This window comes from Microbacterium sp. 1.5R, assembly GCF_007667425.1.
Taxonomy (GTDB): domain Bacteria; phylum Actinomycetota; class Actinomycetes; order Actinomycetales; family Microbacteriaceae; genus Microbacterium.
Map to the genome: position 1 here is coordinate 1,992,292 of NZ_VDRC01000001.1, position 18,727 is coordinate 2,011,018.

Consider the following 18,727-nt stretch of genomic DNA (forward strand, 5'->3'; position numbering starts at 1 on the left):
TCCGCTCGACCGGCGAGCGACGCCGGCCGAGCGGACCGCAGCCCGTGTCACGCGAGCGGGTTCCCTCCGTCGACGCCGACCGACGTGATGCTCTGCGCCGTGCGCTCCGGGAACACCCGGGCCATGACCGCGAGCACCACCAGCAGCCCCGCAGCGCCGATGATGAGCGGCAGGTATCCGAAGATCGGGTACAGCGCGCCCGCGATGAGGGGCGCGGCTGCCGACACGCCCCGGGCCAGCTGTAGCGCCGCCGAGACGCCGGTGCCCCGCACGCGGGTAGGGAACACCTCGGAGAAGAGCGAGCCGAAGACGGATGCCGTGCCGCCGAACGCGGCATAGAGGAAGAAGAATCCGATCATGGACACCGGGATGTTCTGGTCCATCTGCGTCCAGATGACGACGACGCTCCCGGCGGCTACAGCCCCGAGCAGGGCGAAGGATGTCAGGGTGACTCGTCGTCCGATCCTGTCGATGACCAGGGCGGCCGCGGTCGCTCCCACGAGCCCGGCCACGCCGGTGAAGAAGATCCACCAGGAGGCGGTGGTGAGGCTGAACCCCGCCGTGCTGACGAGGTAGGACGGCATGAGAGCGGTCACCCCGTAGTAGGCCAGCAGCTGCAGAGAGGCGGTGACCACGCAGAGGAGAAGTACGCCGATGAAGCGCCAGTGCAGCAGCTCGGCGAACCGGACTGTGCCGTTCTCGGCCTTCTCCTTCTCCCACACCTCCGATTCCGGGATCCACCGTCGCGTCACCAGCAGCAGCAGTACCGGAACAGCGGCGATCGCGAACGCCCATCGCCACCCGACCCACTGCAGAACCGTGCTGCCGTAGATGCCGCCAAGCATGATGCCGACGAAGATGCCGCTGTAGAGGAACGAGCTCCACTTCCCTCGGCTGCGGTCCTTCACCGTCTCGGAGACGAGGCTCTGCCCGGCGCCGTATTCACCACCGAGACCGATCCCGGCGATGATGCTGAACACCACGAGGTACTCGATGTTGGGGGTGAATGCTCGAGCGAGAGTCGCCACTGCGAACAGGATGATGCTCCATTGGAGGGCTGTCTTGCGCCCGAGACGATCGCTGATCTGCCCGAAGACGAGCCCGCCCACGCCGAACGCGAGAAGTTGCACGGCGATGACGAGCGCGATGCCCTCGGTGCCGAACCCCAGCTCCTGGGATATGGTGACCAGCGCGACGGAGAGGAAGATCACCTCGAAGTAGTCGAAGACCCACCCGAAGTAGGCGGTGAGAAAGCCTGGCCAGGGCGAGGGGGTGCCGGCCGTTGCCGTCGCCGTGCCACGCCGTTGTGGTTGCGTCATCATGATTCCTTCGCTCGTTGCGTGTGTTCGACGAGCAGGGCGAGCCCCTGCTCGAGATCGACATCGGCCTTCCAGCCGAGGTCTCGTCGAGCCGCGTCGACGTCGTACTGCAGGTTCGTGCTGCGGGAGAACCGCACACGGTCCGCACCGGCGTCGAAGTCGACGTCTCCGGGGAAGTCGACGAGTGCAGAGAGGATGCGGACGGCCTCGTCGAGCCGACGCGCGCGCCCCGTCGCGATGGTGTAGCTGCCCGAGGCGACGGTCGACCGCATCGCGGCGAGATTTGCCCGCGCGGCGTCGGAAGAGTGCAGATAGTCGTGCGTCTCCTCGGGTTCGGCTCCGATCGTGGGCGACCGCTTCTCGATCATCTGCTGCATAACCTCCCACAGGTGCATCGCGTTCAGGCCACGACCCCTCTGCGACTCGTCGTACAGCGAGGAATACCGGAGCGAGACGACCGCCAGACCGTGATCCCGGTGCGCCTTCTCGCCGAGCGCCTCGGCGGAGAGTTTGGACGCACCGTACAGCACGGCGGCCGGCTGCAGACCACTGGTGCGGAATGGGCTCGTCTCGTGGATCGGGGCGTCGAGCGATTCCCCGTACACGGCGACCGAGCTCGACAGCACGACTTTGCGCACGCCGCTCGCGGCCGCGGCGTCGAGCACCGTCGCCGTGCCCCTGATGTTCACGTCGATGCCGAGCATCGGATCCTGCGACAGCGGAAGGGTCACGAACGCCGCGGTGTGGAACACACCGTCGATGCCGGCGAAGGCCCCGCGCAACGTCTCACCGTCGCGCACGTCGCCACGGACCAGACGCGTGCGGACGTCACCGGTGTCGGCGGGCGTCCGTTCCGGGTGGAATGCGAAGTTGTCCACGAGGACGACTTCCCGCGCCCCGCCGCCCAGCAAGTGTGCCGTGAGGCGCTCACCCAGCAGGCTCAGGCCTCCGGTGATCGCGAAGCGCCCGCCGTCGATCGATACGGCGGCTGTCATGACTGGTCCTCCACTGTCGCGGCATCTGTCGTCGCCGCGACGTAGGCGTAGTCCGCCTCGGCGCGTGCGGGGCTGACCAGGCCCGCCAGGACGTCTCGTGCCACGTGCTGCGGGTCACGCGCGGCGGGTGAGCCGTAGCCGCCTCCGCCGGCGGTCTCGATGAACGCGGTGTCACCCGGGCTCATCCGCACCTGCTCGGCCTTGGTCGTGTGTTCGGGTTCGAAGGTCTCACCGTCGACGGTGTAGTGCACCGTCGTCATCGCTCCCTCCCCGCCGCCGTGCAGCCCGCGCGGGGCGAATCGCCCTCGGTCGGCGAGGATGCTCGACACGGCTTCGCCGCGAAGCAGGCGGATGCCGAACGAGACGCCCAATCCGCCGCGGTGCTTGCCGGCTCCGCCGGAGTCCGGGCGCAGCGCGTAGCTGTCGAACCGGATCGGGTAGAGCTGTTCGAGCACCTCGACCTGCGACGTCCGCGACGCCGAGATCGGCGCGCTCCCGTTGCTCAGTCCGTCCATGAGCGGGTGGCCGCCGTACCCGCCGCCACTGAATCGGAACATGACGTAGGTCTTGTCGGTCGCGGGGTCGATGCCGCTCATCGTGAAGTTCGACACCGTTCCGAAGCACTGCGCGGGCACGCGATCAGGCATCGCCTGGGCCATGCAGCTGAAGACCGCGTCGACCACGCGGCACGAGACCTCGGCGGACGAGCCCGAGACGGCTTTCGGGTACTTCGCGTTGAGGAAGACCGTCTCGGGGATCTCGACGGAGATCGGGCGGAAGCACCCGGCGTTGATAGGGATCTCGGGGAAGAGATGTTTCACCGCGAGGTACACCGACGCGACGGTGGCGGATGCCGCGGCGTTCAGTGGACCGCGCACGGGAGCACTGCTGCCGCTGAAGTCGAACGTGACGCCGTCACCCTCGACGCGCATCTGCACGTGGATCTTGATCGGCTCGTCGACCACGCCGTCGGTGTCCATGTATTCCACGGCTTCATAGGCGCCATCGGGCAGCGCGCTGAGATGCCCTCGCATGAGGCGTTCCGATCGCTCGCGGAGTTCGTCGATCGCGGCGAGGACCGTCTCGGAGCCGTAGCGGTCGAGGAAAGCCGTCAGACGGGTGGCGCCCGTGTTCAGAGCGGCCACCTGGGCCTTGAGATCCCCGAGGCGCTCGTCGGGCCGCCTCATGTTGTCGAGCATGATGTTGAGCACGCCGTCATTGAGCTCGCCGGCGCGGTAGAGCAGGGTCGGGGTGATACGCATCCCCTCCTGGAAGACCTCGGTCGCCTTGACGCCGAATCCGCCCGGCACCGCGCCGCCGATGTCGGTCCAGTGCCCCGTGTTCGCCAGCATCGCGACCAGCCGGCCCTCGTAGAAGAACGGCTTGACGAGCTTCATGTCCATCAGGTGGGTGCCGCCGAGGTACGGGTCGTTGAGGATCACGACGTCACCGTCCTGGTAGGGGCCACTGGCGATCGCCGCCTGGACGGCGAACTGCATCACGCCGACGAAGATCGGCATACCGGTCAGTCCCTGGGTCACCACCTCACCGGTGATCGGGTCGTAGATTCCGCTCGCGCGGTCGCGCGCCTCCGACATCGTGGGGTTGAACGCCAGGCGCTCGGTGGTGATGTCCATCTCCTCGACGACGTTCCTGAGACCGTTCTCGAGGACGGCCAGGGTGGCGGGATCGATGTTCGTCATCGGATGGTCTCCTTCTTCTGGATGCGCAGATTGCCCCACGAGTCGGCCTCGGCCGCCCATTGCGGGGGCAGCACGGTCGTCGAATCGGCCTGGGCGAAGATCGCCGGCCCGTCGATGCGCAACCCGCTGGGCAGCGCATGGCGGTCGTAGACCGGGGTGTCGAACCATTGCCCGGCGAAGTACACCGGTCGCCGGGACTGAACGAAGCGTTCGACATCGGCGTGCGGTTCCGCGTCGACAGTGGCGAGTTGGCGCAGGTCGAGGGCACCGCGGTCGCCGCTGATCACCGACCTCACGTTGACCAGGCGGGGCACGTACCCGTCGAGATCGACCCCGTAGCGCTCGCGGTACGCGTCAGCCAGCCGTTCCCCGAGCTGGTCGGTCGACTCGATGCCGGCGAGGTCGACGAACAGGGAATGCGTCTGTCCTTCGTACTGCATCTCGGCGGTATGGGCGACGTCGACGCCGCCGGGCTCGACGCCCTGGGCGGTGACGGATGCCGTGCCGACCTCTGCGTGCCGGTCGGTGACAGCGCGCAGTTCGCCCGCCGTCACCTCGCTGAGGCGCTTGCTGATGGTCTGCACGTAATCCTGACGCACGTGCGCCACCTGGCAGCCCATCGCGCACAGGATGCCGGGGGAGTGCGGGATGAGCACCTCCGGGACGTTGAGCTCGTCGGCGAGCTCGACGGCGTGGAGAGGTCCGGCGCCGCCGAAGCCCAGCAGGGCGAAGTCGCCGGGATCGAAGCCGCGCTCGAGCGAGACCAGCCGCGTCGCGGCCGCCATGTTGTCGTTCACGACCCGCAGGATCGCCTCAGCCGCCTGCTCGATCGAGAGTCCGAGCGGGGTGGCGACCGCACGGTCGATCTGGGCCCGGATCTGCTCGACGTCGACGTCCTGCTCCACCCCGGTGAGCCCCGAGCTGGGGAGGCGGCCGAGGATGACGTTGGCGTCGGTGACGGTCGGCTCGGTGCCTCCGCGGTTGTAGGCGATGGGACCCGGCCGCGCCCCGGCGCTCTCGGGTCCGACCTGAAGGAGACCGCCGGCGTTGACGTGGGCGATGCTGCCGCCACCGGCGCCGATGGTGCGGATGTCGATCGTGGGGATGCGGACGGGGACGTTGTAGTCGATATCACGGTCGTTGGTGACCAGGGGCTGACCGTCGACGATCATCCCGACATCGAAGCTCGTGCCACCGAGGTCGGCGGTGATGATGTTCGGGCGTCCCATCACCTCCCCGAGTGCCTTGGCGGCGATGGCCCCGGCCGCAGGCCCCGACAGGACCGTGTTGACCGACTGCGTCCGTGCGACATCGGCCGTCATCATCCCCCCGTTGGCCTGCATGATGATGAGTTCCCGGTCGTAGCCCGAGTCGGTGAGGCTCCCGACCAGAGACCCGACGTATCGGTCGATCACCGGCTGCAGGTAGGCGTTGATCGCACCGGTGCCGAACCGCTCGAACTCGCGGAACTCCGCGACGACGTCGGAGGTCGCGGTGATGTAGGCGTTGGGCCAATGCTCACCGGCGAGCTGCGCGGCCCTGCGCTCGTGCGCGGGATTGGCGTACGAGTGCAGGAAGCCGATGAGCAGCGACTCGGCTCCGGAATCGACGAGCTCCTGCACCGTCCGCACGAACGCCTCCTCGTCGAGCGCGGTGACCACGGCACCCGAGGCATCGACCCGTTCCGGTACCTCGCGGCGCAGCTCGCGCTTCACCAGCGGGTCGGTCGTGCCGTACATGCCGTACAGCTGCGGGCGCTCACGTCGTCCGAGTTCGAGGATGTCCTTGAACCCCTCGGTGGTGATGAGCGCGGTGCTGGCGCCCTTGCGCTCGAGGAGAGCGTTCGTTCCGGCGGTCGTGCCGTGCACCAGCATGCGGATCTCTGCGGGATCGGCGTCGAGCGCGCGCAGCACGGCGAGCACTCCTTCGGCCTGGTTATGCGGTGTGGTCGGAACCTTCGCCAGGCGGGTGCTGCCGTCCGCGTCGATGGCGATCCCATCGGTGAAGGTGCCGCCGACGTCGACACCGACCATGAGGGTGGGGGGCGTTGCAGTGGACATCAGTCGTCGTTCTCGTTTCTGTCGTGGCTGTCGTGGCTGTCGTGCGCGTGGGTGAGGTGACGCGAGCTCCTCGCGAGTACGGCGAGCTGGCGGGCGAGGGGCGCCTCGACGCCGATGCGGTCCGCCATCTCCCCGTACACGCGGAGGTCTTTCTGCGACCAGGTCCATTCGGCGACGTGCTCCCATTCGCGCAGACTCCAGCTGTCACCTGTGCTCGTCGTCAGCGCTCGTCGCAGCGCCTCCACGTCGAGGCCGAAGGCCTCGGCGAGCCGGAACGCTTCCTCGTTCGCCGCAACGGAGGCCCAGAGCATGAGGTTGTTCGCCGCCTTGGCGACCTGCGCGTGGGCGGGCTCGTCGCCGAGGTATTCAATGTCAGAGCAGAACGCCGCGAGCACATGTCGCGCGTAGTCGAGCGAATCGGCGTCACCGGACACCAGGGCGAGCGCGGAGGCGTTCTGCACGCCACGTGCGGCGCGGCAGAGCGGCGCGTTGAGAACGGGTCGGCCCGCCGCACGCCCGACAGCGACGAGCGAGTCTGCGAGCGCCGGGCCGATCGTTCCGAGGATGACCTGTACGCCGCCCTCGCTCATCTCCGTCGACCCTGACCGGACGACGGCCTCGACGGCACTTTCGCTGCCGACGACGATGAGGCTCAGGTCCGCTCCGCGCACCGTGCTCGCGAGGTCTTCGCCGAGGCGGATGCCGAGTGCCTCCGACCGCACCGTGGCGTCGCTGTCCCAGCCGACGACGGGGAACCCTGCTGCCGCGACATGGGCGGCGATCGGTCGCCCCATCGCGCCCAGCCCGATGACGGCGACGGTGGTGGCGTACTCGGAACTTCCAGGCATCTTCGCCCTCTTTCTCGATTACGGGATACCGTAGCGCGCAAAAGCGTGGCTTACAAGACATCTGATCGAGTTTTTGTATCCCAAATCGACGAGCGCCCGGGTTAGGCTATATCCGTGCCGAACAGGGAGGTCGCGCGATGAGCGATGTGGCAACCGCCGACCGTGTCTACCATCTGCTCCAGCGAGAGATCGTCCGCGGCGATCTCCCCCCTGGTGCTCGACTCGTGGAGGCGGAACTCGCCGAGCGCCTCGATGTCAGCCGCACACCGGTGCGGGAGGCTCTGCACCGACTCCGTGCCGACGGGCTTGCCGTCGCTCGCGGCAAGCGCGGCGTCGAGGTGCTCGGCTGGAGCGAAAGGGAGATAGAGGACGCCCAGCGCCTGCGGGCCCAGGTCGAGTCATGGGCGGGGCGTCTCGCCACGCAGAGGCTGGAGCCCACCGTGCTCTCGAAGCTCCGCGTGCTGTCCCGAGCGATGCTCGACGAGTGGGAGAGCGACGCTGCTGACCTCGACCGTGTCGCCGAACTCAACATCCAGTTCCACGGCCTCATCAACGAGGCGGCCGACAGCCCCGCCGTCGATCAGCTGTTGGCACGGGCGACACATCTCCCGCTCCTGCACCGCGTCTTCCACTCGTACTCGCCCGCCGAGACGCAGACTGCGCTGAACGAGCACGAGACGATCATCCGCGCTCTCGAGTGGGGCGACCCGGAGTGGGTCGAGGCCACCATCAAGGGTCATATCCTCGCCGCGCTGCCGGCGCTGTTGGCACCGGATCACTCACCCATTGCGTCGCGGATTTCAACCCATACCGCCGCCAGGTGATTTGGGAGCGCGACATCGTCTGCACCTCGGCGGCTTGTGAGCACATGCCCGCCGACGCGACCGCGACATCGGGTCGGAGCGCGTGGTGCGGTACCGCGTGACCGCGGTGTGAGGCGCCTGCGGTCCCGCGGCGTCAGTTCGCGTTGCCCGCGCCGAAGTGCGCCGTCACCTCGGCCGGGGTCAGCACCCGGTTGTACAGCGAGACCTCGTCGAGGAACCCGCGGTAGTAGTTGATGCCGGTCTGCAGGCGGCCGAAGTTGAGGCTCGTCGGTGCGGTGAGAGCCTCGGCGTTCGTCGCGATCGTCCCCTGCGATACGCCGTCGACGTACAGCGTTATCACGTTGTTCTGCTCACGTGTCAACACGACATGGTGCCACTGATCGTCGTTGTACGCCGCCGTCGAAGAGATGGAGCGGTCGGGGTTTCCGGTTCCGGCGACGACGCGCCCTGCCACGAGCGAGACGCCGAAGTCGTTGGCCACACCCGACACCTCGCCGTCGACGAGGCCGGCCCCCTGGTACCACTGCCCACCGCTCGGGCCGAAGTTCTGGCTGGACTTGAACCAGAACTCGATCGTGAAGCTGGCGCCGATGGTGCGGGAGACCGCGTTGTAGTCGCGGGTGCCGTCGTACGACTTCGCGAGGCTCGAGTCGCCCGCGATCGCTCCGGGTCCGGTGGTGGTGCCCACCTGCGTGCCGGTGCCCGAGCCGAAGCTGTCGACGGTGGTGGTTCCGGTGTCGCCGAGACGGTAGTAGTTCACGAGGCCCTGCGTGGATGTGATCGTCGTGCGGTAGGACTTCGCCTTCACGATGTTCGGTGACGTCACGGTGGCGCTGTTGCCGACGGAATCGGTGAAGGTGTTGCGGTACTGCGAGCACTGGTTCGCGGTGAGGGCGACCCGCGCGGACGTGCTCTGCGCGGGGAGCCCGCCGACGAGCGTCGCCCAGTTGGAGAACGTGCCGCAGGTGGTTCCGCTCAGTGGCGCGGTGCGGCGCTCGAGGATGCGGGTGCCGTTCGCGGTGCCGGACCCGGCATCCGTGATCGCGGCGAGCGTGATGTCGACCACCTGCGCGTTCGTGCCGCCGCCCTGGTAGCTGATCGCCCCGCCCTCCGGGGCCGTCGTGTCGAGCCGCATCGTGAGCGTGATCGGGGCCGTGTTGCCGTACGCGTCGATGCCCGCGACGCCCAGTGTGGGCTCAGCGGTGGTGTTCGCCGTCCAGGTGAAGACGTTCGACACGAAAGGGCCGCCGGCGGGTGTGGCGACGGATGACGGGGTGTGCGACCAGCCGGTGGACGTGCCGACGAGGCCGCCCGTGTTGCTCGACGCCGGGCCCGACCCGCCTGCGTCGGTGAGGGCGTTCGACAGCCGGAAGCTCCCGGCGACCGTGCCGCGGTAGTACACGACGTTGCCGGTCTTCGACGCGTTCGTCGACGACACGAGCGAGATGTCATTGACGGGCGCGGTGGTGTCGGTGCGCACGGCCGCGCTGGCCGAACTGGGCGTGCCCGTCCAGTTCTGGTAGCGCGGGGTGATCGTGTACTTCCAGAGTCCGTCGGGGACGCCGGTCTCGGTGCAGGTCAAGGCGGTGACGACGCCCGAGCAGCCGGTGAGGACCGTCTGCTGCACGTTCGCGGAGTCGACACGGCTGACGGTGTAGCCCGTCGCGGCGAGGCCGTTCGACATGTTCGTCGACTCCCACGACACGACGACGCTGTTGCGGTTCTGCGTCGTCACGGCTGGCGTGTTGCCGGCGCCGAGGGTCGTCGTTCCCGCGGCGCCTGCGCCACCGGGAGCGGTGGTCGCGGTCCAGAATGCGCTCGCGCCGAGCGGCGCGAGCAGGCTCATGGTCAGAGCGAGCGCGCAGAGCGAGCCGACGAAGGTGAGGATGCTCGCCGCGGCGCGCCACCGGGGGGCCCTCATGAGCCGGCCTTCAGGTAGACGACGACGGCTGCGCCCTGGCAGCCGTTCGGCGCGCTGGCGGCGAGCGTCACAGACGCGGGCAGGGTGATCGACACCGACCCGCGGGCGGGCACTGTCCAGCCGGCGCCGCCGTTGGTCTGGGTGGCGAACGAGAACGCGCTCACCGGGCAGGAGGAGATCCCGTCGCCCACAGTGAATCCGGAATTCCCCTGCGCGGTGTCGAGCTGCAGCGACGGCAGACGCACGAGGGCGTCGCCGGGGTTGGTGACGACCGTCGTCACGGTCCCCGCGCCGCCGGGGTAGAGGTCGTTCGAGGCGGCGCCGGGTGCCAGCGTCAGTGACGTCGACGCGGATCCGGTCGACGCGGCGGCCGATCCGGCACCGACGCCCCGGAAGTGGGCGAAGGCAGCGCCCCCCGCCGACACCAGCACCAGGGTGAGGATCGTGATCGCCGTCAGGCGGCGGATGTGTCGCTTCTTCCGGGCGTCCCGACGGAGGCTCGCGCGCGTGGTCACGGGATCAACCTCCCGACGGCGTGGAAGGTCAGCCCCAGCTCGGCGCCGATGCATCCGTCTTGATTGACGTCGGTCTCGAGCATGCGCAGCTGCGGCCAGGACGCTTCCGACCACCCGAGGCCGGAGAGGGTGACGAAGCCGCCGGCTTCGACCTCGATCTGGCGGACGGTGGGAGTGACGGTGAAGTCGTCGACCGAGCAGGGCAGCGTCGCGGTGGCGCGCGGGGCATCGACGGAGACGACGTCGACGCGGACCTCGGACACCGCGAGGCGCTCGTCCTGGGTGTTGTCGATGCGCACGTCGATCGGCGACGAGGCGCCGGGTCGCAGAGTGGTCGACGCTGAACCGCTGACGTCGAACACGGCATCAGGCTCGGGAGTCGCCGAGGCGCCACCGGCTCCGAGGAGCTGTTCGTCGGCCTGAGAGGCGGCGCACGAGATGAGCCACAGCAGCGCGACGGCGACGATCGCGGCGAAGGTGATCTTCACCGCGACGCTGCGTCGTCGTGCCAGGGATGCCATCAGGTAACCGTCCGCGTCAGGGTCGAGTGGTCAGGGTCGGGTGGTCGGGTGAGGAGCCGAGTGGTGCGGGTCGCGACCTTTTGGTCACGGCCCGCACCTGTCGCATCAGCTCGCGGCGTAGGCGAGGGTGACGGTCGCGCCCTTGCACTGGTCCTGGTTGGTGCCCTTGTTGTTGAAGGCGATGGTCGCACCCGACCAGGAGCCGACACCGGTGCCGGTCGGGATGTCTGCGCCGACGGCGAGCGGGCTGCCCGTGATGGTGTAGTCCGAGGCGTCGCAGGTGCCGGCTGCCGCGCCTGCCGCCTTCGTGACCGTGACGGAGATGGCGATGCTCGTGACGTAGACGTTCGAGCCCGTGTTGTTGGTGAAGTTGCCGGAGAGGGCCTGGGCCGGGGCGCCGGGACGCAGGTTCGAGACCGTGCTCGTCTGGTTCACGACGATGGATGACGAGGTGCCGGTCGTCGCGGTGCCCGTGCCGGAGCCGATGCTGGTCCAGTACGCGTAGGCGGCGGTGCCACCGCCGGCGAGCAGCAGGAAGGCGAGAGCCGCCGCGATGAGGGACTTCTTCTTGGAGGACTGACGCGTGGTGGACGTGCGCATGACGGTGTTCCTGATCTTTCGAGTGGTGGTGTGCTCTGGCCGGGTGGCTGACACGGTTGTGGGCACGGAGGATCCACATCGAGAGATGTCTGAGCGCGCAGAGATGATCATGCGCTGCCGATACCCCTCAGTACGGCGTGTATTCGGTCATACCCCGTATGCGACCGAAGCGGCGCTGGTGTCATGGGGAGACAGCACAGCGCGTGCGGTTTCAAACATATACGAGCGGTTTCGTCTTTGTCTAGATACTTTTGAATATATTTTTGCGCATCGATTCCAGACCTTGCTGGCCGAAGGGTGCACCGGGGGCGCGAGGCCGTCGCGCACTCGACATGGCGCTCGTGCGAGCCGAGCGGGCGCCTACTGGTCGACGGGGCGGAACAGATCGGCCACGAAGCGGTCGACGAGCCCGTTCGCTATCGTCAGGCCGTCTGCTCCCGGGTCGGCAAGGGCGACGATGACACCCTCGCGCGAGAGCACCACAAGGCCGTGGACGAGCGCCCAGCTGATGAGAGCCGTCTGCTGCACGTCTTCGCTGCCCGATTGCGCGACCGCTGCGATGAGCGGGTCGATCGCGCGCTCTCGCGCCGCCCGCAGGTCGGGATCGTCGCCGTGCAGTTCGGCGCCGCGGAACATCAGCTCCATCAGTGCGGGATGCCGGTCGCCGAAGGCGACGTAGGCGCGGCCCAATGCGGCGACCCTGGCTGCAGGGGCGGCCTCGTCGACTGTCTCGAGGTCGGCCGAGAGGTCAGCGAACCCCTCGACCGCGACGGCCGTGAGCAGGCCGGATCGGTCACCGAAGAAGTGCGCGGGCGCCGCATGGGAGACGCCGGCGCGCCGCGCGACCGCACGCAGTCCGACACCTGCGTGGCCATGCTCGGCGAGTTCGGTGCGGGCCGCGTCGATAAGAGTTCGCCGAGTGGATGGAGTAGAGGGAGAGGGCATGATCAATCTTCTCGGACGCACTTGACAGTGTCAAGCGAGGGTGGCACAGTGGGGACTACTTGACACTGTCAAGCATTCGCTACTCATCGGAGGTCATCATGTCCACGTTCGTCGCCGCACTGCCCGCCCGCTTCGACTCCACCAGCAGCCGATCGCGATGGTCGCTCTTCTCGACCGCGTCTTTCGCGTCGCTCTTCAGCGCGGGGTCCGCCGTGAGCGGAGCCTCGGCGCTCTCGTTCCTCAGCGGTCTCTCCTTCGCGTCGGCGGGATCTTTCGCGTCTGCGTTCTCGATCGGCTCGGCCGGCTCCTTCCTGTCGATCGGCTCTTACGGCTCCGTCCTCTCCATCGGCTCGGCGGGCGGGTTCGGCGAGATCGGTGGCACGCCCGTCCTCATCCCGGCGCTGCGCGCACTGGGCCTGATCTCGTGACCGGCTCGCGACGTCATCCGATCTCGGCATTCCGGTGCGGTGGGCGTTCACGTCGAGTTCCTGCGTGACGAACGACACCGGGCTCCTTGACACCCGTCCCGCGCCGGTCTAACTTACAACCAAATGGTTGCACAAAGAGAACTGAGCGAAGCGGAGGTCGACCGTGTGTTCCACGCACTGGCGACGTCGACCCGGCGCGACATCCTGCGTCGGACGATCGAGCGGGAGCAGTCCGTCTCGACCCTCGCCGCCGACTACGAGATGTCGTTCGCCGCGGTGCAGAAGCACGTCGCCGTGCTCGAAGCGGCGAACCTCATCGTCAAGCGCGCCGAGGGGCGAGAGCGACTCGTCCGCGCGAACCCCGAGATGATCGCGCGCGCCAGGGCGCTGCTCGCCCGATTCGAAGAGCTGTGGCGGTCGCGCATCGCCCGCCTCGACGACCTGCTGGCCGAGCGCTCCGGGCCAGACACCCCCGACAACAGCAGCACCCTACGAACCGGAGAAGGAGACTGACATGCCCGTCACCGATGTCAACATCGATGCTGAGAATCTGACCATGACCGTGGTCGCCGACCTCGCCGCGCCGATCGAGCGCGTCTGGGCGGCTTACGCCGACCCGCGCCAGCTCGAACGCTTCTGGGGACCTCCCGGATGGCCGGCCACCTTCACCTCGTGGGACCACTCCGTCGGCGGCCGCTCGCTCTACACGATGCACGGACCGCGAGGTGAGACGGCATCCGGCTCGTGGGAGTTCCTGTCGATCGACGAGCCCCGCGGCTTCGATGTCATCGACGCGTTCGCGAACGACGACGGCACGCCGGCCGAGGGGCTGCCGTCGATGCGCATGACCTTCCGCTTCGAGCCGATCGAGACGGGCACGCGGATGGTGAACACCAGCCACTTCGACTCGGCCGAGGCGCTCGAGCAGCTCACCGCGATGGGCGCGGTCGAGGGCACGAAGCTGGCGATGGCGCAGCTCGATGCCGTACTGCAGGACCTCCGCGACTACGCGGAGGGAAAGGGCACGGTCGTCGACATCCTCGACGACACGCACGTGCGCATCACACGTCTTGTGAACGGGCCGCGCGAGCTCGTCTGGCGGGCCCACAACGAGCCGGAACTCATGAAGAAGTGGCTGCTCGGACCGGACGGATGGGAGATGACCGAGTGCGTCATCGCGACCGAGGTCGGCCAGACCCATCGGACCCGCTGGGCGCCGGTCGGCGACACCGAGGGCGAGCCGTTCGGCTTCGAGGGGGAGTCGGTGTTGGTCGATGCACCCCGTCGCTCGGTGCAGACCCAGCGGATGATCGGCGTGCCGGTGCAGGTGCTCAACGACCTCAACCTCTACGAGGAAGACGGCGCGACCCTCATCACGCTGTACATCGAGTACCCCGACGCGGAGACGCGCGACATGATCCTCGGAACCGGCATGGCCGACGGCATGGAGGCGTCGTACGACCGGCTCGAGCGGGAGCTGCTCGCCGTCTGAGGGCGGGTCCGCTCACACCTCCGGAAACCGCCCGATTCCTTCCGGATCGGGCGGTTTCCGCCGTCGCCGGCGCGATGCGAGGGGAGTTGTGAACGGGCGCGGGTCGAGGGCGGCGTCGGAGCGGGTCAGCGGCGCGGCTCGCGCGTCGACCACAGGGCCAGCAGCACGAGCACCGGCTGGAAGAACAGCCGCACGAACCGCTTGATCTCGGTGTCGAGGCCGAAGCCGTCACGGTGGTGCACCCATTGGGCCAGGTTGCCCGGGAACACCGCGATGAAGAACAGGGCGGCGATCACCCCGACCAGTCGCCGCTTTCCGTGCGCGAACAGCAGCGCGGAGCCGAGGCCGATCTCGACGACGCCCGAGGCGAGCACGGTCGTGTCGGGGTCGAGCGGCAGCGACTCGGGCACCTGTGCCCGGAACTCCTTCCGGGCGAACGTGAGATGCGAGACCCCCGCGAACACGAGCGAGGATCCGAGGAACAGACGGCCGATCGTGCGCGCAGGTGTCGACATGTCGCGAGTCTACGCCGCGGTCAGATGAGGCGGCGGAGAGCCTCTTCGAGCGAGACGCCCTGCGCATCGGCGCGGTCGGCGAGGCGAGCGTGCTCCTCGCCCGTCAGCGTGACGCTCAGCTCGACGGGGTCGGATGCCGGGTCGTCGCCGAAGCCGTCGAACAGGTCGGGTGCCTCGGCCCACAGGGGCTCGACGAAAGACGTTGCGGAAGCGGGCGACGACGCGGATGCCGCAGCCGCACCCCCGCGCGCACCGGTGCCCCCGTTCGCTCCCGCACCGTGGTCGGCATCGGCACCGTCGTTCGCGCTCACCCGCGCCGAGTCGGCCTCGACGGCATCCGCCCATGCTGCGTCGTCGGACGGCGACCAGCCACCGGCGCTCGCGGCGATCGGTGCGGATGCGGCCGCGGCGGCTCCGGCATCCGTCGCGAGGGTGAAACCGGGGCCGCGACGGGGCTCCTGCTTCTGCTGATACGCCTTCGCGGCGGCATTCGCGCGCTCGTCAGCAGCCTCGTTGAGCGGGTGGCCGGCGTGCCCCTTCACCCACGAGAACTCGACGTCGCGGCCGCGGATCGCCTCGTCGATGCCTTCGAGCAGCTCGCGGTTGAGCACTGGGCCGCCGTCTGACTTGCGCCAGCCCTTGCGCTTCCACCCCGGCATCCACTTGGTCACCGAGTCGATCACGTAGCGGCTGTCGCACTCGATCATCAGCTTCTCGGTCGTTCCCGCGGTCGCGCGCAGCAGTTCGAGCACGGCCTGCAGCTCGCCCTGATTGTTCGTGCCGTGCGGCGAGCCGCCCGCGGCCCAGTTGGCGTCGTCGATGTACCAGGCCCATCCGTTGGGGCCCGGATTGCCCAGGGCGGAACCGTCTGCCGCGGCGGTGATCGTCATCCCTCCACCGTAGCCGCGGCGAGCGACATCGCCGGATCGGGCCGTTCGCACTCTCGCGCCCCGGTCGCAGAGTTTCGCGGAATCCGTGCGGCGCGGGCGCGATTCTGCGACGCGGCGGTCAGGCCAGGGGGTCGGGCCAGGGGGTCGGGCCAGGCGGTCAGGCCAGGCGTTCAGTCCCCGGGATCGGGGTCGGGCTCGCGATTCTCCGCCGATGCGGCCGACGGAGTGGGCGGTGCCACCGGGAACACGATCGAGCTGACACCCGCTCCGTTGTCGACGCCCAGCCCGATCGACAGCGGGTCGACCGCCGGCTCGCTGCCGAGCACCTCCGACTCCGAGCGCTCGAGCGGCTCCGAGGGCAGCGCCCACTGGTTCTCTTCTTCTTCGGGTCGTTGCTGGAACAGTCCCATGGGTCCATTGTCACCCCGGTGGTCGGGCACCGCCCCCGATTCACGCCGGATCGATCGAATGCGCCGTGCGCACCGCCGCCGGCATCCGCCCTGCCGTCCCCGCTCGTCCAGCCGGCGGTCAGAGGGCCGCGCCTAGGGTGGGGGATATGCCCGAAATCGTCTGGGAATCATGGATCGGCACCGTCGCGGCGATCGGCATCGCCCTCGTCGCGGGTGCGGCGGCCATCGCACTGATATCGCTCGTCATGGCTCTCGTGAGCCGCCGCGTCGTCTGGGTGCGTGACATCGCGCGCCGCTCGCGCGGAGCGCTGTTCACAACCGCCGCGGTGGTCGCGGTGTGGATCGCCTGCGCGGTGTCGCAGCCGGCGCAGGCCGAGTGGTGGCCGTCGCTCTCGCGGCTGTTCCTGATCGGCACCATCCTCGCGGGCTCGTGGCTGCTCGGAGCACTCGCGTCGTTCGGCTTCGAGCGGCTCATGGCGCGCGAAGACGAGGGACGCATCGGTCCGGATGCGCGTCGCCGCCGCACCCAACTGCTCGTCATCCATCGCCTCGTGCTCGTCGCCATCTCGGTGCTCGCTCTCGGAACGGTGCTGTTCACCTTCCCGGAGATGCGCGCGGTCGGCACGAGCCTCCTCGCGTCGGCCGGCATCGTCAGCATCATCGCCGGTCTCGCGGCGCAATCGATCCTCGGCAACCTCATCGCGGGAGTGCAGGTCGCTTTCACCGATGCCATCAGGGTCGGCGACGTCGTCGTGGTCGAGGGCGAATGGGGGCGCATCGGAGAGATCAACCTCTCGTACGTCGTCGTCTACATCTGGGACGAACGTCGACTCGTCGTTCCGTGCAGCTACTTCACCACGACGCCGATCGAGACGTGGACGCGGAAGTCGGACAAGATCCTCGGCACCGTGTACATGGATCTCGACTGGCGAGTGCCGATGGCAGAGGTGCGCGCCGAGTTCCAGCGCATCATCGAGGGGTCTCCGGCGTGGGACGGCCGCTCGGCCAGCGCCCTGGTGACCGACTCGCAAGGCGGTTTCGTGACCGTGCGCTTCGTCATGTCGTCGAAGGACTCCTCCGACCAGTGGGATCTGCGATGCGAAGTGCGCGAGCAGATGATGACGTGGCTGCAGGCCACGCACCCCGAAGCCCTGCCGCGCACCCGCGTCAGTATCGACTCCGTCGCTACTGCGGACTGAGCAGTACTCGGGCGGATCGGTAGCGCGGATCGGTACCGCGGTTCGAGCGCACGTCAGGCGGAGCGGGTCGCGCGGTTCGAGCGCGGGTCAGGCCGAAGCGGATGCCGTGCGCACCGCGTCGACCAGATCGCGCCACGGCCCGTCCAGGGCCGAGTCCGGCAGCTCGCGCTCGCGTCGCTCCGAGGGGGTCCGCACGCGGATCAGCCAGACGAAACGATCGGCGCCGCGCCCGGCATCCGCATCGTCGTCCCACGGCAGCCTCTCGACCATCGTGATCCAACGGGGTGCCTCGGCGGGGTCCGGTTCGACTTTCCACTGACGGCGGATGCCGGCGATCCCTCCGGTGCGCACGACCGCGATGACGACGGGACCGTCAGTCTGTCGAGGGGACTCGCTCATCCCCATAGACTCCCACGGTCGTCCACGCGCGTCGAGCGGCAGCCTCGGTGGCCTCGTCGACGGCGGCAGCCGCGGTCACCGTCGCGTCGGCGAACTCGGTGAAGTCGGCGGTGCTCGACAACCCGCCGGTGAGGGCGGAGTACCAGACCGGGCCGGCCGTCTCCCAGGCGTTGCCGCCCAGATCGATCGCGAAGAGGGCGAACGCCCGGTTGGGGATGCCGGAGTTGATGTGCACCCCGCCGTTGTCTTCGATGGTGCGGACGAATCCGTCCATGTGCGCCGGCTGCGGGTCTTTGCCGAGCTCGTCGTCGTCATACGCGGTGCCCGGTTCGATCATCGAGCGCAGCGCCCGACCCTCGACGGCGTCGGTAAAGATCTCTGCGCCGACCAGCCACGTCGCCTGGTCGGCCGTCTGCCCGAGCAGGTACTGCTCGGTGAGCGCGCCGAACACGTCTGCGACCGACTCGTTGAGCGCGCCCGGCTGGCCCTGGTACTCGAGGTTCGCGGTGAACTGCACGACGCCGTGCGCGAGCTCGTGTCCGATCACAGTGGTCGAGCGTGTGAACCCGGTGAAGACCTCGCCGTCGCCGTCGCCGAACACCATGCGCTGGCCGTCCCAGAAGGCGTTGTCGTAGTCGACCCCGTAGTGCACGGTGGCTTCGAGCGGGGCGCCGGCGTCGTCGAGCGAGTTGCGTGAGAATGCCGCGAGCAGCAGCTCGAAGGTCGCCCCGAGTCCGTCATAGGCCTCGTTGACGGACGCGTCGTCGACGGGCGGCTCGTCTTCACTGCGCACCACAGCGCCCGGCAGATTCTGGGTGCTGCCGGCGTCGCTGATCGTGCGGTTGGGGGCGTCGCTGAGCTGCGCCACGAGGTCGCCGTTCTCGTCGATGGAGAGATCGATGCGCGCGCGGAACGGAGGCCGCCCGGCGGTGAGCGTCTGCCGCGCGGCGGCCGCCGCGCGGGGGTAGCGACCGGACTCGGCCAGGCGGGCGAGCAGGTAGGACGGGACGACTCCGGGGGATGCGACGTGGCTGCTCATGGTCTGACCCTACGCCGGGGGTCGGACATCGAGGCGCGGCTGGCAGCAGTCGGCACATCCACGAGCAGCACGTCAACTTGAAACTGAGAATCATTATCAATAAT

The 18,727-nt window shown here is 68.7% G+C and carries 20 protein-coding genes; 5 read left to right on the forward strand and 15 right to left on the reverse strand.

Going from position 1 to position 18,727, the window contains the following annotated elements; genetic code table 11:
• Positions 1 to 47: 47 nt before the first annotated feature.
• Genes FSY98_RS09550 through FSY98_RS09570 form a run of 5 tightly spaced genes read right to left on the reverse strand, consistent with a single transcriptional unit; the run spans position 48 to position 6,925 of the window.
• The gene (locus tag FSY98_RS09550; RefSeq protein ID WP_222119141.1) at positions 48 to 1,319 is read right to left on the reverse strand and encodes an MFS transporter; all 1,272 of its coding nucleotides are present in this window, start codon (positions 1,317 to 1,319) and stop codon (positions 48 to 50) included.
• Positions 1,319 to 2,314, reverse strand: a complete 996-nt coding sequence (locus tag FSY98_RS09555) for an NAD(P)-dependent oxidoreductase (protein WP_144876070.1) — start codon at positions 2,312 to 2,314, stop codon at positions 1,319 to 1,321. The genes FSY98_RS09550 and FSY98_RS09555 overlap by 1 nt, the downstream gene beginning before the upstream one ends.
• Complete coding sequence (locus FSY98_RS09560; RefSeq protein WP_144876071.1) at positions 2,311 to 4,017, reverse strand: hydantoinase B/oxoprolinase family protein; 1,707 nt, start codon at positions 4,015 to 4,017, stop codon at positions 2,311 to 2,313. The genes FSY98_RS09555 and FSY98_RS09560 overlap by 4 nt, the downstream gene beginning before the upstream one ends.
• The gene (locus FSY98_RS09565) at positions 4,014 to 6,077 is read right to left on the reverse strand and encodes a hydantoinase/oxoprolinase family protein (RefSeq protein ID WP_186307603.1); all 2,064 of its coding nucleotides are present in this window, start codon (positions 6,075 to 6,077) and stop codon (positions 4,014 to 4,016) included. Before FSY98_RS09565 ends, FSY98_RS09560 begins: the two co-directional genes overlap by 4 nt.
• Complete coding sequence (locus FSY98_RS09570; protein ID WP_144876073.1) at positions 6,077 to 6,925, reverse strand: NAD(P)-dependent oxidoreductase; 849 nt, start codon at positions 6,923 to 6,925, stop codon at positions 6,077 to 6,079. Before FSY98_RS09570 ends, FSY98_RS09565 begins: the two co-directional genes overlap by 1 nt.
• Positions 6,926 to 7,062: 137 nt before the next feature.
• Here FSY98_RS09570 and FSY98_RS09575 point away from each other — a divergent pair, with 137 nt between their 5' ends.
• Positions 7,063 to 7,749 carry a GntR family transcriptional regulator gene (locus FSY98_RS09575; RefSeq protein ID WP_144876074.1) on the forward strand — a complete coding sequence of 229 codons (687 nt, stop codon included), beginning with the start codon at positions 7,063 to 7,065 and terminating at the stop codon, positions 7,747 to 7,749.
• A 133-nt stretch (positions 7,750 to 7,882) separates the two neighbouring features.
• On the opposite strand, the gene FSY98_RS09580 is transcribed toward FSY98_RS09575, so the two are convergent.
• The 5 genes from FSY98_RS09580 to FSY98_RS09600 all read right to left on the reverse strand — a co-directional run bounded on the left by FSY98_RS09580 (position 7,883) and on the right by FSY98_RS09600 (position 12,251).
• Entirely contained in the window at positions 7,883 to 9,670 is a 1,788-nt protein-coding gene (locus tag FSY98_RS09580; RefSeq protein ID WP_144876075.1) for a LamG domain-containing protein, read from the reverse strand.
• Entirely contained in the window at positions 9,667 to 10,185 is a 519-nt protein-coding gene (locus tag FSY98_RS09585) for a hypothetical protein (RefSeq protein WP_144876076.1), read from the reverse strand. Before FSY98_RS09585 ends, FSY98_RS09580 begins: the two co-directional genes overlap by 4 nt.
• Positions 10,182 to 10,706: a hypothetical protein gene (locus FSY98_RS09590; RefSeq protein WP_144876077.1), complete on the reverse strand. Its 525-nt coding sequence runs from the start codon at positions 10,704 to 10,706 to the stop codon at positions 10,182 to 10,184. The genes FSY98_RS09585 and FSY98_RS09590 overlap by 4 nt, the downstream gene beginning before the upstream one ends.
• Before the next feature lie 105 nt (positions 10,707 to 10,811).
• Complete coding sequence (locus FSY98_RS09595; protein WP_144876078.1) at positions 10,812 to 11,306, reverse strand: hypothetical protein; 495 nt, start codon at positions 11,304 to 11,306, stop codon at positions 10,812 to 10,814.
• Positions 11,307 to 11,666: 360 nt separating this feature from the next.
• Complete coding sequence (locus FSY98_RS09600; protein ID WP_144876080.1) at positions 11,667 to 12,251, reverse strand: TetR/AcrR family transcriptional regulator; 585 nt, start codon at positions 12,249 to 12,251, stop codon at positions 11,667 to 11,669.
• Positions 12,252 to 12,349: 98 nt separating this feature from the next.
• Here FSY98_RS09600 and FSY98_RS09605 point away from each other — a divergent pair, with 98 nt between their 5' ends.
• The 3 genes from FSY98_RS09605 (at position 12,350) to FSY98_RS09615 (ending at position 14,171) form a co-directional block, all read left to right on the forward strand.
• The gene (locus tag FSY98_RS09605; RefSeq protein WP_222119142.1) at positions 12,350 to 12,679 is read left to right on the forward strand and encodes a hypothetical protein; all 330 of its coding nucleotides are present in this window, start codon (positions 12,350 to 12,352) and stop codon (positions 12,677 to 12,679) included.
• 123 nt (positions 12,680 to 12,802) lie between these two features.
• The gene (locus FSY98_RS09610) at positions 12,803 to 13,192 is read left to right on the forward strand and encodes a helix-turn-helix transcriptional regulator (RefSeq protein WP_144876082.1); all 390 of its coding nucleotides are present in this window, start codon (positions 12,803 to 12,805) and stop codon (positions 13,190 to 13,192) included.
• Position 13,193: 1 nt separating this feature from the next.
• Positions 13,194 to 14,171, forward strand: a complete 978-nt coding sequence (locus tag FSY98_RS09615; protein WP_144876084.1) for an SRPBCC family protein — start codon at positions 13,194 to 13,196, stop codon at positions 14,169 to 14,171.
• A gap of 125 nt (positions 14,172 to 14,296) precedes the next feature.
• On the opposite strand, the gene FSY98_RS09620 is transcribed toward FSY98_RS09615, so the two are convergent.
• The 3 genes from FSY98_RS09620 to FSY98_RS09630 form a co-directional block, all read right to left on the reverse strand.
• On the reverse strand, positions 14,297 to 14,686 hold the full coding sequence (locus FSY98_RS09620; protein ID WP_144876086.1) for a DoxX family membrane protein: 390 nt from the start codon (positions 14,684 to 14,686) through the stop codon (positions 14,297 to 14,299).
• Between the two features lie 20 nt (positions 14,687 to 14,706).
• Positions 14,707 to 15,576, reverse strand: a complete 870-nt coding sequence (locus FSY98_RS09625) for a ribonuclease H (RefSeq protein WP_144876088.1) — start codon at positions 15,574 to 15,576, stop codon at positions 14,707 to 14,709.
• Positions 15,577 to 15,746: 170 nt separating this feature from the next.
• The gene (locus FSY98_RS09630) at positions 15,747 to 15,986 is read right to left on the reverse strand and encodes a hypothetical protein (protein ID WP_144876090.1); all 240 of its coding nucleotides are present in this window, start codon (positions 15,984 to 15,986) and stop codon (positions 15,747 to 15,749) included.
• A 146-nt stretch (positions 15,987 to 16,132) separates the two neighbouring features.
• Here FSY98_RS09630 and FSY98_RS09635 point away from each other — a divergent pair, with 146 nt between their 5' ends.
• Positions 16,133 to 17,185 (forward strand): mechanosensitive ion channel family protein, encoded by a 1,053-nt coding sequence (locus FSY98_RS09635; protein WP_144876092.1) that lies wholly within the window; start codon positions 16,133 to 16,135, stop codon positions 17,183 to 17,185.
• A gap of 87 nt (positions 17,186 to 17,272) precedes the next feature.
• Here the strand turns inward: FSY98_RS09635 and FSY98_RS09640 are convergent, their stop codons facing one another.
• Both FSY98_RS09640 and FSY98_RS09645 read right to left on the reverse strand, forming a co-directional pair.
• The gene (locus FSY98_RS09640; protein ID WP_144876094.1) at positions 17,273 to 17,584 is read right to left on the reverse strand and encodes a protealysin inhibitor emfourin; all 312 of its coding nucleotides are present in this window, start codon (positions 17,582 to 17,584) and stop codon (positions 17,273 to 17,275) included.
• A complete protein-coding gene (locus FSY98_RS09645) occupies positions 17,559 to 18,623 on the reverse strand; it encodes a M4 family metallopeptidase (protein WP_144876096.1) in 1,065 nt (354 codons plus the stop codon). The genes FSY98_RS09640 and FSY98_RS09645 overlap by 26 nt, the downstream gene beginning before the upstream one ends.
• Positions 18,624 to 18,727: the final 104 nt, after the last annotated feature.

Coding starts and splice junctions, on each gene's coding strand:
- FSY98_RS09550 (WP_222119141.1), bottom strand. CDS start 1,319: ATGACGCAACCACAACGGCGTGGCACGGCGACGGCAACGGCCGGCACC.
- FSY98_RS09555 (WP_144876070.1), bottom strand. CDS start 2,314: ATGACAGCCGCCGTATCGATCGACGGCGGGCGCTTCGCGATCACCGGA.
- FSY98_RS09560 (WP_144876071.1), bottom strand. CDS start 4,017: ATGACGAACATCGATCCCGCCACCCTGGCCGTCCTCGAGAACGGTCTC.
- FSY98_RS09565 (WP_186307603.1), bottom strand. CDS start 6,077: ATGTCCACTGCAACGCCCCCCACCCTCATGGTCGGTGTCGACGTCGGC.
- FSY98_RS09570 (WP_144876073.1), bottom strand. CDS start 6,925: ATGCCTGGAAGTTCCGAGTACGCCACCACCGTCGCCGTCATCGGGCTG.
- FSY98_RS09575 (WP_144876074.1), top strand. CDS start 7,063: ATGAGCGATGTGGCAACCGCCGACCGTGTCTACCATCTGCTCCAGCGA.
- FSY98_RS09580 (WP_144876075.1), bottom strand. CDS start 9,670: ATGAGGGCCCCCCGGTGGCGCGCCGCGGCGAGCATCCTCACCTTCGTC.
- FSY98_RS09590 (WP_144876077.1), bottom strand. CDS start 10,706: ATGGCATCCCTGGCACGACGACGCAGCGTCGCGGTGAAGATCACCTTC.
- FSY98_RS09595 (WP_144876078.1), bottom strand. CDS start 11,306: ATGCGCACGTCCACCACGCGTCAGTCCTCCAAGAAGAAGTCCCTCATC.
- FSY98_RS09600 (WP_144876080.1), bottom strand. CDS start 12,251: ATGCCCTCTCCCTCTACTCCATCCACTCGGCGAACTCTTATCGACGCG.
- FSY98_RS09605 (WP_222119142.1), top strand. CDS start 12,350: ATGTCCACGTTCGTCGCCGCACTGCCCGCCCGCTTCGACTCCACCAGC.
- FSY98_RS09610 (WP_144876082.1), top strand. CDS start 12,803: ATGGTTGCACAAAGAGAACTGAGCGAAGCGGAGGTCGACCGTGTGTTC.
- FSY98_RS09615 (WP_144876084.1), top strand. CDS start 13,194: ATGCCCGTCACCGATGTCAACATCGATGCTGAGAATCTGACCATGACC.
- FSY98_RS09620 (WP_144876086.1), bottom strand. CDS start 14,686: ATGTCGACACCTGCGCGCACGATCGGCCGTCTGTTCCTCGGATCCTCG.
- FSY98_RS09625 (WP_144876088.1), bottom strand. CDS start 15,576: ATGACGATCACCGCCGCGGCAGACGGTTCCGCCCTGGGCAATCCGGGC.
- FSY98_RS09630 (WP_144876090.1), bottom strand. CDS start 15,986: ATGGGACTGTTCCAGCAACGACCCGAAGAAGAAGAGAACCAGTGGGCG.
- FSY98_RS09635 (WP_144876092.1), top strand. CDS start 16,133: ATGCCCGAAATCGTCTGGGAATCATGGATCGGCACCGTCGCGGCGATC.
- FSY98_RS09640 (WP_144876094.1), bottom strand. CDS start 17,584: ATGAGCGAGTCCCCTCGACAGACTGACGGTCCCGTCGTCATCGCGGTC.
- FSY98_RS09645 (WP_144876096.1), bottom strand. CDS start 18,623: ATGAGCAGCCACGTCGCATCCCCCGGAGTCGTCCCGTCCTACCTGCTC.